This is a genomic window from Methylobacterium sp. C25, from assembly GCF_021352225.1.
Classification (GTDB): Bacteria; Pseudomonadota; Alphaproteobacteria; order Rhizobiales; family Beijerinckiaceae; genus Methylobacterium.
This window is the reverse complement of the sequence record NZ_JAAUVI010000022.1, coordinates 1-12,739: the sequence shown is the minus strand read 5'-3', so window position 1 is coordinate 12,739 and position 12,739 is coordinate 1. Positions and strand designations below refer to the sequence as shown.

The window sequence follows — 12,739 nt, the reverse complement described above, 5'->3', positions numbered from 1 at the left end:
AAGACCGATCACGGGACTCTGCCGAACCTGAAATGGTCGTTCGCCGACAGCCATATGCGGCTCGAAGAGGGCGGCTGGGCTCGTCAAACCACCATCCGCGAACTGCCGATCTCCAAGGCCATGGCTGGCGTCAACATGCGGCTCAAGGCCAATGCCGTCCGGGAGATGCATTGGCACAAGGAAGCCGAGTGGGCCTACATGCTGAAGGGCAAGGCGCGGGTCACCGCGATCGATCAGGACGGTCGCACCTTCGCCGACGATCTGGGCGAAGGCGACCTTTGGTATTTCCCTTCCGGCATTCCGCACTCGATCCAGGGGCTGGAGAGCGAGGTCGACGGCTGCGAGTTCCTCCTCGTCTTCGATGACGGCGCCTTCTCCGAGGATTCCACCTTCTTGATCACCGATTGGCTCGCGCACACCCCCAGGGATGTGCTCGCCAAGAACTTCGGCCTTCCCGAGAGCGCCTTCGCCAACATTCCCGAGAAGGAACTGTACATTTTCCCCGCGCCGAAACCCGGCACGCTGGCCGGCGACAGATTGGAAAGCGCCGGTCCCGTGCCAAACCCGTTCGTCCACCGCATGACCGCACAGGATCCCATTCGAACCAAGGGCGGTACGGTGCGCATCACCGACTCGTCTTTGTTCAAAGCCTCGAAGACGATTGCCGCCGCCCTCGTCGAGCTCGAACCCGGGGCCTTGCGGGAGATGCACTGGCATCCGAACGGCGACGAGTGGCAATACTACCTCTCGGGCAAGGGCCGGATGACGGTGTTCGGATCGGAGTCGAAGGCACGCACTTTCGATTACCAAGCTGGGGATGTTGGTTACGTTCCGTTCGCCATGGGTCACTACATCGAGAATACCGGCAGCGAGAAGCTGACCTTTCTCGAGATGTTCCGCAGTCCAAACTACGCCGATCTCTCACTGGCGCAGTGGATGGCCCTGACTCCGCATGCCCTCGTGCAAGCGCACACGAAGCTGGAGCGTGCCAACATCGACGGGCTGCCGACGCGCAAGAACCTAGTCGTGCCGGCGTAGTGGATCGAGGATCAATCTGAGGCCGTGCTGATAGGCTGCACGGCCACGTATCCGGGCGACGCTGCTCTTGACGGCTCGCTCCTGCCGAATGTCCGCTTGTTAAAAATGGCGTTCGAAGACGGACTTGGAGATATCTAACCTTCTCAGTTGCAGCGCTTACGTCCGCTTCGAGGCGGTCGTGGAACCAACTCGAACGACAGTTTTGGGCGCGATCCGGCTCGGTGTTATGAAGGCCCCTCGACGTCGGCATCGAGGGTGTTCTTCGACTTCCGGCGCGATGCTCACCAGATAATGGAGATCGAGTCGGTTACGGTCGGCGACGGTCTGATCTCCAAAGGGCATTCAGCGCCGTACCGGCACCGGCCCGTCCATGCCTGGCCAGTCGGAGTAGCCGTTCGCACCGCCGCCGTACCAATATTGCTTGGGCGCCTCGGCTAATGGTGCCCCGCTCGCCAGCCGCCCGACTAGGTCGGGGTTCGCGAGGTAAGGCCGGCCGAAGCTAAACAGATCGGCGCGGCCCTCGGCCAGTTCCTTCTCAGCGAGATCCAGGGTATTCTGGTTGTTGCCGATATAGGCGCCCTCGAACCGGCGACGCAGGTCAAGGAAGTCGACGCCGTCCGGCACGTCGCGCGTCTGCTGGGTCACGCCTTCGATCGTGTGGATGTATACCAGACCGTAGGCGTTGAGCGCGTCGACATAGGCGCCGAAGGTCTCGTGCGTTGTCGAATCGAGCGGGGTCTCCCCAGGTTGCGTGGTGGCGGGCGACAGGCGGATGCCGACGCGGTTACCGCCGCCCCAGGCCTCGGTGACGGCCTCAACCACCGCTAGCGGGAAGCGCAGGCGGTTCTCGATCGAGCCGCCGTACCGATCGGTGCGCTTGTTGGTGGAATCGCGGACGAACTGCTCCAGCAGGTAGTTGTTGGCGGAATGAATCTCGACGCCGTCGAAGCCGGCGCGCTTGGCGTTCTCGGCGGCGCGGCGATAATCCTCGACGATACCGGGGATCTCGTCGGTCTCGAGCGCGCGCGGCGTGACGTGCTCCTTCATGCCGCCTTCGGTGAAAGCGCTGCCCGTCGGTTTGATCGCCGAGGCCGAGACCGGGAGCTGACCGTCAGGCTGAACGTCCGGGTGCGAGATGCGGCCGGTATGCCAGAGTTGCAGGAAGATCCGGCCATCGTTGGCGTGGACCGTCGATGTGATCTTCTGCCAGCTTTCGACCTGCGCTTCGGTCCAGATGCCGGGGGTGTAGGCGTAACCGACGGCCTGACGCGAGATGTTGGTCGCCTCCGAGATGATCAGGCCGGCATTCGAGCGTTGGCCGTAATAATCCTGGGCGAAATCCGGTGGCACGCCCTGCGTCGAAGAGCGGCTGCGCGTCAGCGGCGCCATTACAATGCGGTTCTTGAGTTCCAGGTCACCGATCGTGACGGGCTGGAGGATCGGGCTCGTTGTCATGGTACCTCGAATCGTGGTGAGCGGAAAGCGGGTCAGCCCTTCAGGAAGGTGATGAGATCCCTGTTCAGCCGCTCGGCATGGGTGAACGGCACGGCGTGCGGCGCGCCTCCGTAGATGACAAGTTCGGCATCGGGGATCGAGGCGGCTGTGGCCTTGCCCGACACGTCGATCGGTACGGTCTGGTCGGCATCGCCGTGAATGACGAGGGTCGGCACGTGAAACGCGCTCATGTCGGCGCGGAAATCGGTCTCGCCGAAGGCTGTCACGCTGGCGATCGTCGCCTTCGACGAGGCGAGCATCGCGAGGTTGCCGGTCCACTGGATCAGTTCGGACGAGACCGGAGACGAGAGCATCCCGACCCCGAAGAAGGTCTTGGAGAAGGTCGCCATGAAGTTCGGACGGTCGTTCTTCAGCCCGGCGATCATGCCGTCGAACACCGATGCGTCAACGCCCTTTGGGTTGTCGGCGGCCTTGAGCATGTAAGGCGTCACCGCCGAGACGAGCACCGTTCGGGTCACCCGGGCGCCGCCGTGACGGCTCATGTAACGGGCGATTTCGCCGCCGCCCATCGAGAATCCGACCAATGCCACGTCCTGCAGATCGAGGGCGTCGAGCACAGACTTCAGGTCGTCTGCGAGGGTGTCGTAATCGTAGCCGCCCCAGGTCTGATCCGAACGTCCAAAGCCGCGGCGGTCGTAGGCGACGGTGCGCAGGCCCGCCTCGGTGAGCGCCAGCTGCTGGAACTCCCACATGTCCGCATCCAGCGGCCAGCCGTGGATCAGCACCACAGGCCGACCGCTTCCCCAATCCTTGAAAAAGAGCTGGGTGCCGTCATGGGCCGCAATGAAAGGCATGGTGATATCTCCGTTCGAACGATCTTCTCTCCGGAGACAGGCTCCGGCCCGCGTTGGTTCCCCGGGGTGAAGCCTCCGCGAGCGGAGCGCGCTGCAATCAATGACGCGTTCAACAACCGAGAAACCGTCATCAATCGTCTCGAAGAGTTTCTCGAAGCGGCTTCGATCGCTGTCGAGCGCTACAAGTCGAGCTTGCGCTTCGATTCGCCGAAGCGCGCTTTGCTGATCGGTCGTGTCTGTTTCCAGCGATCCGCCTCAATACCCGAACGGTGGGATCGATCCGTCGATATCGGGCTGGTGGCTAACAGAGCGCACCTGTTCTCAATCCAGGAGTTTGGATGAGGAATGGTCCCCTCGGCGGCAAAGGCGTTTGCCGGCATCGAAGTTCTAGGACGAAACCTGGTTGGATTGCTCGCTTCATTGCGGCAGGCCGAGTTATTTTATCAATATCCGCCTTGGTGGTGCCGACAGCGTTCGTCGAGAGACGGCCATGGGCGCTAAGCCGAAGGTCCGCTTGTAGACGTTGAGCCAACTTCCGCTAGCCATCCCGAATTGAAGTTGCCGGCGGGCTGACGAACGGCTGCTCCGGATAAGCGCCGGTGCTGGTCCGGGCCACAAGTTTGAGTTCGGAAGCAGAGCGGCTGAGTTGCTTGGATCTTTGCCGGTCCGCTCCCTCGCGGCGGACGCGTTACAGAGCGGATGCCGCGAACCCGTCCGTTCACGGGCCGCCTGGGCCAGTCGAAGCGGGGATCAAGCTACTCATATTCTGATCGATCACACTGATCCGCACCCGGTGCCAACACGTGCAAAGGTAACCTTTGTGGTTCCAGGTGTCGTTCGGCAGCGCGGGTTGCGTCTGGCCGGCCATATCCCAAGCGCGAACAGCGAGCTCATGGTCGCCTGGAGCCAGATATAGTTCCACGCTCCAGAAGGTCCAAGCGAATGGCGCATCCAGTTCGTGCTCCAGATCAGCCTGCGTCCAGGACCGGCCGCCGTTCCCGGAAACGTCGACGCGCACGATGGCTCTGTCTCCACTCACTGCGTAGCCACGAACCCGGTTCCGTCCGGCCTTAAGGGTGGCTCCGCGTTCGGGATCACAGATCGCGGCGTTGAGCGGCATCGTGTCGATGGTATGCCCCTTGGTCGGGTCCGCCGTCTCGGCGGTCACGCCGGGCGGGAACAGCTTGTAATCCTCGGCCTGAATTGGGTTGTCGGACGGGTGGTCCTGCACGGTGAGGCGCCGGAGCCATTTCGGACTGCGAACGCCGGCGAAACCGGGCACGACCGCGCGGACCGGGTAGCCGTGCTCGGGGAGCAGGGGCTCGCCGTTCATGGCGTAGGCGAGCAAGGTTTCGGGCGCCATTGCCTTGCGGAGTGGGATCGATGCTCCGTACGGGCGTCCTTCCACCATGTCATGGCTCTCGAAGGCCACGTGGAGATCCGCACCATCCGAAACACCCGCCTCGCGCAGGATATCTCTGAGCCGGACTCCGGTCCAAGCGGCCGTAGCGATAGCACCGGCATCCCACGGATCGCCCGATACCGGGGCAACCGCGCACATGTCGGCGCGACGATTGCCCGCACATTGCATTGTTGCCGTGACCACAGCTTCCGGGAAACGGGTCTGCAGGTCGTGCAGCGAAAGTTCCAGCCTGACACCAGCTCCGCCATCAATGGTGATGCGCCAGGCTTCTACGTCGAGGTCCGGAAGATCGCCGTGCGAGCGGACATAGAAGTTCTCCGCCGAAGTCCGGTAGGAGACGCGCAGTCGACCCAGAGGCGGTTCGGCATTGTAGGGCTGATTGCCGTGGACGATCAGGCGAGCCTTTCGCTCGGATAGGCTCGACATCGAGGCTCCCGTCTGGGTGAGGACACGGAGTGAACGCGCCGACGGCGGTAAAGCTCAATCGCCAGCCCAGGGACTACCACGGCGAAGCTGCCGGACGGCCGACAATCGGCTGCTCTGGATAAGCGCCGGTGCTGGTCCGGGTGGCTAGTTTGGGCGCAAAGCCGAAGGTCCGGTTCCGGGCAGCGGGCTGATGTCGGCTTCTGGCGCACTGCGGCCAGGACCAATGACTTGGTTGGGTGGGAATCTGCTAGGCTTCTTTCGGGCCGCAGATGAAACAAGCAGACGTTCGGAATTCGGCAGTAGATGGCCGAAACTGGACCGAATACTTTCTTACACAAGACGATGAGAAGCGGACATACTTGCGCCAGATCGATTAATACGGATGCGTATTTTGGACGGGGATGGTCTTGATGGGCTCGTCTTGAGATTGCGGGCGGTTCTACCCGCAGGAAAGGCGCGCAGACAATAATCTTGCTTTGCACGATTATTGTTATCAATCGACGCTAAGCTCTTCGCATCGGCCTCATATCCGACTGTCTTGCGCTGCACCGTTTTTTGGACGGCGCATTTGGACGAAACAATCCGAAAACTCGGCGGGTTAGCCGGCAAGATCGAGGATTTCTGCAAGCGGATGGATCACCGGACGCCTGATCGTCTCCGGACGATTCTCAGCGTTGCCCTGACGGTAATGCTTTTCCGCCGTCTGCGATGCTGAAAGCGAGCCTCAACGTGGCGGTGACGCTATCCGCGTCGGTGCGGATGACGACGACGAGCGTCCCACCATCTGCTCTTAGCATTTTTGGCTCAGCCACATACGCAATCGCTCTGCGCATGGCCGTTTCCTTGGCGGCAGCGATGTCGGGCATCTCTTGGCCCACGTGATCGACGACGTGGAAGCCATCATGAACGTCGAAAAAGTAGCGCGTCATCACACTGCTCCGGCTGCAAGGCGGGAGCACACAGCGTCTCTCAGTTGCGGACGCCCGAGGTCGTAGCCAGCAATAGCTCGGCCTATCACCTCGATCGATTGCGCGCAATTGATCCGAGGCTTCGGCATTGTCGCAGATAGACGCGACGCGCAGGTACTAGGGTGACCTGACCGGCTGTTTTTAGACCGGGCTGATTGAGAGGATCAGCCCGGATCGTTGGCGACTAAGATAAAAAAGGTTAGAAGAAGAGCGCGGAGTCTTGGACGTGCAATCAGCGATCGCCAAAATGCCGAGCGATATGCACGAAGCGCTGAGCCTCGTTGCCATTGGGCGCGCCGCCAATAATCGTGCTATGCAGGATTATTGGCATCAATCGACGCTAAGCACTTTGCATCGGCCTCACATCCGGCTGCCTCGCGCTGAACCGTTTCACGGACAAGGCGCATGGACGAAACAATCCGAAACCTCGACGAACTGGCCGGCAAGATCGAAGACTTCTACAAGAGGATGGATGACCGCACGCCCCACCGGCTCCGGACCATACTCGAAATGGCACTCATCGACCTCGGCATCGAGCGGAAGCGTCTTCTGGAGACGCGGGGCGCCCCCTTGTTCTAGCCCGGCTCCGGGGAGCCTTGAGGAAACCGGCTCACCGGCAGGTCCGAGACCACGGGGTCCTGACGGTCCCGAAAGCCGGCAGCCGTGACGGACCCGTCGGCTAACGACATCATCGCGCACGGATCGGCGATGTGCCCGTCCGCAACGGAAGGACGTTCCATCTGGTACTGCCTTCGCTTCGGTGCTTGGTTCGATCAGCTATCGGAGACGTCATTGGTACGGCTGCGCATCCACCACAGGACGACCTATCGGTAGAGACGGCTCGTAAGCGTTGGGCCGCACCCCCTGATGCTCCGGCCGCGGGAGACACGGGAGCTGCGGCTCCTGTCGTTCGAGGTCGCCTTATCGCCAAACGCAAAGGTCGACTGGGCGAACGACGTGTTCGGCAACGCCGTCGCGACCGCGAGCTTCGGGGCGGCCTCCGATGCGCTGGTCATCGACGCGCTATCCAGCATCGAACTCTCGGCTGCCGCCTATCCCGTGTTCGACATCGCGGCCTCCGCCATCGCGTTCCCGTTCGGGTATTCCGACGACGACTGGACGGACCTGGGGTCGTTGACAGTGCCGCAGTATGCGGAAGGCGATGGCCTGCGGGCTTGGGCGCAGGGCTTCGTCGCAGGCTATCCGACGGACACCCTGTCCTTGCTCAAGGACATCAACGCCGGCATTGGCGACGCCATCCTCTACCAAGCCCGCGAGGACGAGGGCACGCAATCGCCCGGACGAACGCTGGTGCTCCGCACGGGATCCTGCCGGGACTTGGCGACGCTGCTCGTCGAGGCGGTCCGCAGCCTCGGCTTCGGCGCCCGCATCGTATCGGGCTATCTTCACGATCCGACGCGGACGCTCCTTGGTTCGGCCGACAGCGGCTCCACCCATGCGCGGGCCGAGGGCTACCTTCCGGGGGCGGGCTGGGTCACCTTCGATCCGACCAACCGCAGCGTCGGGGGCGCTAACTTAATCCCGGTTGCCGTCGCACGCGACATCCGCAGGGCCATTCCAGTGAGCGGAAGCTTCGCCGGACCATCCGATGCCTTCCTGACCATGGCCGTCGAGGTCAGTGTGGAAGTCTGAGGCCGAGCTGCTATCGGTGGTCCGACCCATTCGGGAGACGATGCGCTACTATCCCGCTAAGAGTTTCATCTGCTGTCGTACCCAGCGCGTAGCATCGTCCAGGGTGTCGAAAGGCTGAAGTCGCATGTCGCGAAGCCGACCGAAGCCGGCTTCCATGAACCAGCTGCCGGGTCTTGTTTCCTCAGGGTCGTTCAATTGCACAAGCACTGCCACCAACATGCCGTTGGCGATAACCAGCATACCCTCGCGATCGGAACTGTCGGTGTCGACGGCAATCGGTTGCAGCACCACCAACGTCTCGACGTTGTGACGCTTGGTCATGCTCACCCGCCCTGTGCCTGGACAAGCCATGGCACAGATCGGCGCTCGCTCCAGCGGCCGTTCTTGAGGTGCAGATAATTCGCCGTGAAGCCGGAGAACGCTTTCAAAGCTTCAACATCATGGATCGTGAGACTGCGTTTCTTCAGTGTGATGAGCCCAAGCGAGCGCAGTTCTCTCAGGGTACGGTTCACGTGGACTTCCGACAGACCCATGCAATCGGCGATGTCGGACTGCTTGAAGGGAAAAGGATAGGTATTATCGCTGGCGCAGCCGACTGCCTGAAGGCGCATCAGTAACTCACAGAGCAGGTGGGCAATACGTTGATTGGCTTGGCGGCCGCCGATGTTGACCAACCACTCACGTAAAACAGCTTCATCGACGAGCGCGCACCACCAAAGGGCGCGTGTGATGTGCGGATGACTTTCTGTTATGACATCGAAAGCATGCCGCGGGATGTCAGCGACCTGGCACGCCGAAATCGTGCCGATGCAATGGTCCATTTCATCGAGGATGAAGACGTTCAGGTCACAAAAGTCGCCTGGCACCAGGAAGGCCATGATCTGGCGCTGGCCGCTGGGCAAGATCTTATAGCGACAGGCAAAGCCGTCGAGGATGAGGTGGACGTGTTCAGGAGGGTCACCTTCGCTGATGAGATCGACCCGAGGACCAACGTGCCGGAGTTTTGGGACAAGCGCTGTAAGAACCTTGTGGTCCTGCTTACTGAGAGCTTCATAGCTCTCCAATTTCCGGATCAGCGCATCCTGCATCGTACAAACTCATGCCTGAGACACGACGTACTTAGGTCGGAAAACCGACACTCGCGCGATCATATGATGGAAATGTTTGTAACAATCTCTGCTAGGTCATAAGGACAATCATCGCTTGCTGACGCGTTCGGGCGCAGGCGACTGTGGGTTCCTGCTCACTCCCGCCCCTGAACAGGACGGGTCTGTGTACCAACCCATACAGAACGCTTGCGAGAATGGGCTGTTGCGAGCCCTGGCTGAGGGCGACTTCGGCTTGCTGCAGCCGCACATGCAAAGCGTTCTGCTCTCGGTCGGCAACGTGCTAATCGCGGCCGGAACGCCGATCACGCAAGTCTACTTCGTCGAACAGGGCATTGTATCCTGCATCGTCCAGGCATCGGACGACGAAAGGATCGAGATCGGTCTGGTAGGCCGAGAGGGATTGGTCGGAACACCGATCTTGCTGGACGCCGACCGTGCCTCGAACGAGGCGCGGGTCCAGGCCGCTGGCTGGGCGTGGTCACTGCGAGCAGACACACTCCGCGACGCAATGCGGCAAAGTGCGAGACTGCAAAGCACGTTGCTGCGCTATGTGCAGACGTTCAGCACACAGGTCGCCTGCACGGCCCTGGCGAATGGCCGCTACAAGCTCGACCAACGGCTCGCTCGCTGGCTTCTCATGTGCCACGATCGTGTCATGGGCGATGAATTGCCGACGACGCATCGTTTTCTTTCAGTGATGCTCGGCGTGAACCGGCCGGGCCTTACCTCGGCAATTGCCAACCTCGAACGGGCCGGCATTATCGCATCTAAGCGCGGTAGCATCACGATCCGCGATCACGGCGCATTGCTGGCGATGGCAGGGGGCTCCTACGGGCCGCCTGAGGCAGAGTACCAGAGCTTGATCACCGGACTGGCCAGCCACGAATGAGCTAGCTTCAGCTACCTAGGTCGTTTCGATCTGGTGGACCAACCGAACTGTCGCGAGCACCGAACGAGGGCCATCCCTCACCGTGACGACGACAGCGCTGTGTTCGCGCAGGTTATCCGGATCATTAGTGATAGCAGCCGCGCGCCTCAACGCCTCACGCTTAGCATCGTCCAGGGACGGCAAGTTGAGCCCGCAAATGTCTTGGATCTCGACACCATCATGGATGTCGAAATAGAACCGCGGCAGGGGCCTCTCCGAGCGGGAGCGGGCGTCGATTTTGCCCTGCGCGGCTGCCTACGGATCAAGCCGAATAACGAATCCATACCCTCGGTCAGATTCCCGACATACAACATATGTTTCCTATCGGTCGCATATTTAAGTGGCACTCGCCCCTTTGCGTGAGACTGTGGACCGCCCAAAAACATCGCTTTGCGATCGATTTAGACCGCAAGGCGAAGTCTGGGGAGGAAACGCCCTGATGATTGCCAGGAAGCGGCCATAGACGTTGATGCAAACCCCTATCCAGACCGCGCCATGATTTACTATTACTTCAAATATATATCATTGTAATATTAAATTCTCTGCTGAACGAGGGCTTGTATACGACATAATGAGTCGTTTTTCACTATCGAATATTTCGACATTGAGTACAGATTTGAAGGCAGCTGCATCACTGATTTTTGACCGTGCGACATCAATGGCTTCTTCGACCGTTGATGAAGAAAAGTGGCATACTACACCAAGCTTCGCCCCGCTTTCACCAATTTTGCAGATCTCCATATGGTATTTCATCGATCCTCCTTCACAACACTTGAAGCGATTAGCTTTTCCGTGAAGTTTATATTGATTGTCCCGAATTAAAATGGGGGATCTAATTTGTTTTGCCTAAAGTGAAGCGCTGCCTTAAGCCGAATTAAAGCGATCTGAGAGCGCAAATGGATCGCTCTAATACGATGCATACGTGAGAGTTGAAGAGTCGCTTTGGCTTCGTCTGCGACCCCGCATCCGGCTATCTCCTGACATGCTTCATACAAGGCGTCTGCTGCGTCTTCATCCGCCGCAACAGTTTTGTTGAGGGCTTCAATGAGGATGCGGGCGGCGCGATACATCAAGGCTCAATCAAGCAAAAGTGCACCTGTAAGCAGAAACGCAAACTCCGAAATGAGCAAAAAGCAAACAAGTATCGCAATCCACTCACGATCAGCATAAGCGTTTGGCATCATAGGAAACGACTCCGAATTCGAGATTTCGGATAGCGCCCTGCAAAGCCTCAGCCCTAGGGCAAAGTTTGAAACGGAATCGTTCAATAAAGCGAGGCAACGCGGTAGGATGAAATGATCATCCCTCCAGGCTGAAATTTAAATGTGTCTTTTTGCGTTTCTCCATCATAAGATCGCTTCTGGAAAAATATTTTGATTTTCGTCGGATAATTTCGTGACTAGCTGTCGGTTCAGCTCGATCAGTTTGTATGTCTGCGATTTCGAGGAACATTTCGTATCTTGAAAGGTGAGCCGCGGGAGAGCCTCCCTCGCGGAGGGCATCCGCATGTTCATGCGGATCGATCAGCTGCTAATCGAGCTGCAAAAGGCAATTAAGCCAGAGCCTGATGAGGTCGCGGCGTTACAGAAATTGCTTTGTGGTAAAATCGACGAAATTTACACTCTCAGAGATCATGTTTTTCAGAGCTTCGATTTCCGAGACAAAGAAAAGCAATGACCGTTCATAGCTCAATATTGAAAATTTTCGCGGAATATTCTCGTCGCTTGCTTGACGAGCGATCGTGGAACGTCCAGTTTCCGGCGCCAAATTTAATCAGATGGAAGTCCGGGTTGGGTGCGGAACGGCCAGTTTGATTTGGCCGAAAGCACCATGGCTGCTTTCGGGATCAGGTCAGATAAAAGCATACGTTGCCGAAGGGCTTGGACTGTATGGGGAAAGACGGACGATGGCCGGCGCCGTAGCGCCCGCCTGACGCCCCTTTTCGCAGCTTTATTTCTCGGGATGACCCGATCCGGGCGTGGTGGTCTTCGGGGCCTTACCGTCCTCAAGCCGACCTTCATTTCGGAGATCGCGCCCTTCCTGAGCCTTTTCCTTGCTCTCAGGGGATTTGCCGTGCTCGTGAAGTTCCTCCTTGACGAACCCGGCCGCTTCCTTGGCTTTGCCTTCGATGCTCATGATCACTGTCCTCCGATGACGCGCGCCCTCGATTGGTCGCTGGCGCTCGACGCGACCGTTAACCAAAGCTTTCATGGAATGTTTCGGGCCTTAGACGGGCTAGATGCCGGCCCCAGCCTTGCTGGTTGGGCGCATCAGATCGAGGGAGGCCAGGGAAATAGCGACTACGCGGCAGGCGATTACTCGCGAGCGAATCCGGGAGCGCGCCTACGAGCTTTGGGAACGCAACCATCGGCCCGAGGGGCTCGACATGCAGTTCTGGCTTGTAGCCGAACGCGAGCTGCGCGCCGAACTGGAAAAGCGTGGCCAGCTGCCTGAAGGTGAACGGGCCAGCGACGACGCTGTAGCCGCCTCTGGCGACGCACCGCGCAACAAGCCGTGATGCATTGGGTTGAGCGTAAAGGGGCACGTCTCATGGACCGCGTCCAAGACTTACGCCGACCAGATCTGGCTATCAAGGAAAAACAGATGATCGACACGGACAGAGTGACGGGAGCCGTCAAGGAGTTAGGCGGAAAGGTCCAGAGCGAGGTCGGCGAATTGTCCGGCTCGACACGGGACGCGGTCGAAGGGCTCGTCAGCCAGAAGGCGGCCCGAGCCGAGCGTGACTACGGCCAAGCCAAGGTCAGGCTTCGGAAGGGTGCGGACGATGTCGCTGACTACGCCGAGGAAGGCTATCGGACGGGTAAGCGCTACCTGAAGGAGGGCCATGAGCAATCCGTCAAATGGCCCCACACTTCGCTGCTCGT

General features: G+C 59.7%; 17 protein-coding genes and 1 pseudogene. 9 read left to right on the top strand and 9 right to left on the bottom strand.

Translation table 11 applies throughout. The features are described 5' to 3' along the window. A partial coding sequence (locus tag HCU64_RS24970) for an oxalate decarboxylase family bicupin (protein WP_233387192.1) occupies positions 1-1,038 on the top strand: 1,038 nt, incomplete at its 5' end. Between the two features lie 342 nt (positions 1,039-1,380). On the opposite strand, the gene HCU64_RS24965 is transcribed toward HCU64_RS24970, so the two are convergent. Together HCU64_RS24965 and HCU64_RS24960 are read right to left on the bottom strand one after the other, a co-directional pair. Then, positions 1,381-2,493, bottom strand: coding sequence for an alkene reductase (locus tag HCU64_RS24965; RefSeq protein ID WP_233387190.1), 1,113 nt, complete (start codon positions 2,491-2,493; stop codon positions 1,381-1,383). A gap of 32 nt (positions 2,494-2,525) precedes the next feature. Then, entirely contained in the window at positions 2,526-3,347 is an 822-nt protein-coding gene (locus tag HCU64_RS24960; RefSeq protein ID WP_233387188.1) for an alpha/beta fold hydrolase, read from the bottom strand. Between HCU64_RS24960 and HCU64_RS24955 the strand changes: the two genes are divergently transcribed. Next, positions 3,327-3,689, top strand: coding sequence for a hypothetical protein (locus tag HCU64_RS24955; protein WP_233387186.1), 363 nt, complete (start codon positions 3,327-3,329; stop codon positions 3,687-3,689). The two genes, HCU64_RS24960 and HCU64_RS24955, sit on opposite strands and share 21 nt — an antisense overlap. A gap of 376 nt (positions 3,690-4,065) precedes the next feature. Here the strand turns inward: HCU64_RS24955 and HCU64_RS24950 are convergent, their stop codons facing one another. After that, a complete protein-coding gene (locus tag HCU64_RS24950) occupies positions 4,066-5,196 on the bottom strand; it encodes a molybdopterin-dependent oxidoreductase (RefSeq protein WP_233387184.1) in 1,131 nt (376 codons plus the stop codon). 668 nt (positions 5,197-5,864) lie between these two features. After that, a complete protein-coding gene (locus HCU64_RS24945; RefSeq protein WP_233387182.1) occupies positions 5,865-6,125 on the bottom strand; it encodes a DUF6894 family protein in 261 nt (86 codons plus the stop codon). A 444-nt stretch (positions 6,126-6,569) separates the two neighbouring features. Here HCU64_RS24945 and HCU64_RS24940 point away from each other — a divergent pair, with 444 nt between their 5' ends. From HCU64_RS24940 to HCU64_RS24935, 3 genes and pseudogenes are all read left to right on the top strand, one after another. Further along, a complete protein-coding gene (locus tag HCU64_RS24940; RefSeq protein ID WP_233387180.1) occupies positions 6,570-6,743 on the top strand; it encodes a hypothetical protein in 174 nt (57 codons plus the stop codon). A gap of 273 nt (positions 6,744-7,016) precedes the next feature. Continuing rightward, positions 7,017-7,190, top strand: a pseudogene (locus HCU64_RS25515) (transglutaminase N-terminal domain-containing protein); the annotation flags it as partial. A gap of 33 nt (positions 7,191-7,223) precedes the next feature. Further along, the gene (locus tag HCU64_RS24935; protein ID WP_325170026.1) at positions 7,224-7,817 is read left to right on the top strand and encodes a transglutaminase-like domain-containing protein; all 594 of its coding nucleotides are present in this window, start codon (positions 7,224-7,226) and stop codon (positions 7,815-7,817) included. 48 nt (positions 7,818-7,865) lie between these two features. Here HCU64_RS24935 and HCU64_RS24930 read toward each other — a convergent pair whose 3' ends face one another. Beyond that, positions 7,866-8,138, bottom strand: coding sequence for a hypothetical protein (locus HCU64_RS24930; RefSeq protein WP_233387178.1), 273 nt, complete (start codon positions 8,136-8,138; stop codon positions 7,866-7,868). Positions 8,139-8,140: 2 nt separating this feature from the next. Next, positions 8,141-8,905 (bottom strand): Crp/Fnr family transcriptional regulator, encoded by a 765-nt coding sequence (locus HCU64_RS24925; protein ID WP_233387176.1) that lies wholly within the window; start codon positions 8,903-8,905, stop codon positions 8,141-8,143. 115 nt (positions 8,906-9,020) lie between these two features. Between HCU64_RS24925 and HCU64_RS24920 the strand changes: the two genes are divergently transcribed. Beyond that, on the top strand, positions 9,021-9,815 hold the full coding sequence (locus HCU64_RS24920) for a Crp/Fnr family transcriptional regulator (RefSeq protein WP_233387174.1): 795 nt from the start codon (positions 9,021-9,023) through the stop codon (positions 9,813-9,815). Between the two features lie 15 nt (positions 9,816-9,830). On the opposite strand, the gene HCU64_RS25690 is transcribed toward HCU64_RS24920, so the two are convergent. Further along, positions 9,831-10,061, bottom strand: a complete 231-nt coding sequence (locus HCU64_RS25690) for a DUF6894 family protein (protein ID WP_442786013.1) — start codon at positions 10,059-10,061, stop codon at positions 9,831-9,833. A 315-nt stretch (positions 10,062-10,376) separates the two neighbouring features. After that, positions 10,377-10,607, bottom strand: a complete 231-nt coding sequence (locus HCU64_RS24915; protein WP_233387172.1) for a hypothetical protein — start codon at positions 10,605-10,607, stop codon at positions 10,377-10,379. Positions 10,608-11,360: 753 nt separating this feature from the next. Here HCU64_RS24915 and HCU64_RS24910 point away from each other — a divergent pair. Next, positions 11,361-11,531, top strand: a complete 171-nt coding sequence (locus HCU64_RS24910) for a manganese catalase family protein (RefSeq protein ID WP_233387170.1) — start codon at positions 11,361-11,363, stop codon at positions 11,529-11,531. Positions 11,532-11,804: 273 nt separating this feature from the next. Here the strand turns inward: HCU64_RS24910 and HCU64_RS24905 are convergent, their stop codons facing one another. Next, positions 11,805-11,990, bottom strand: a complete 186-nt coding sequence (locus HCU64_RS24905; RefSeq protein ID WP_233387169.1) for a hypothetical protein — start codon at positions 11,988-11,990, stop codon at positions 11,805-11,807. 103 nt (positions 11,991-12,093) lie between these two features. On the opposite strand from HCU64_RS24905, the gene HCU64_RS24900 reads away from it, so the two are divergent. Together HCU64_RS24900 and HCU64_RS24895 are read left to right on the top strand one after the other, a co-directional pair. Then, a complete protein-coding gene (locus HCU64_RS24900; RefSeq protein ID WP_233387167.1) occupies positions 12,094-12,372 on the top strand; it encodes a DUF2934 domain-containing protein in 279 nt (92 codons plus the stop codon). Positions 12,373-12,458: 86 nt separating this feature from the next. Beyond that, on the top strand, positions 12,459-12,739 hold a 281-nt coding region (locus tag HCU64_RS24895; RefSeq protein WP_233387165.1), incomplete at its 3' end, for a CsbD family protein.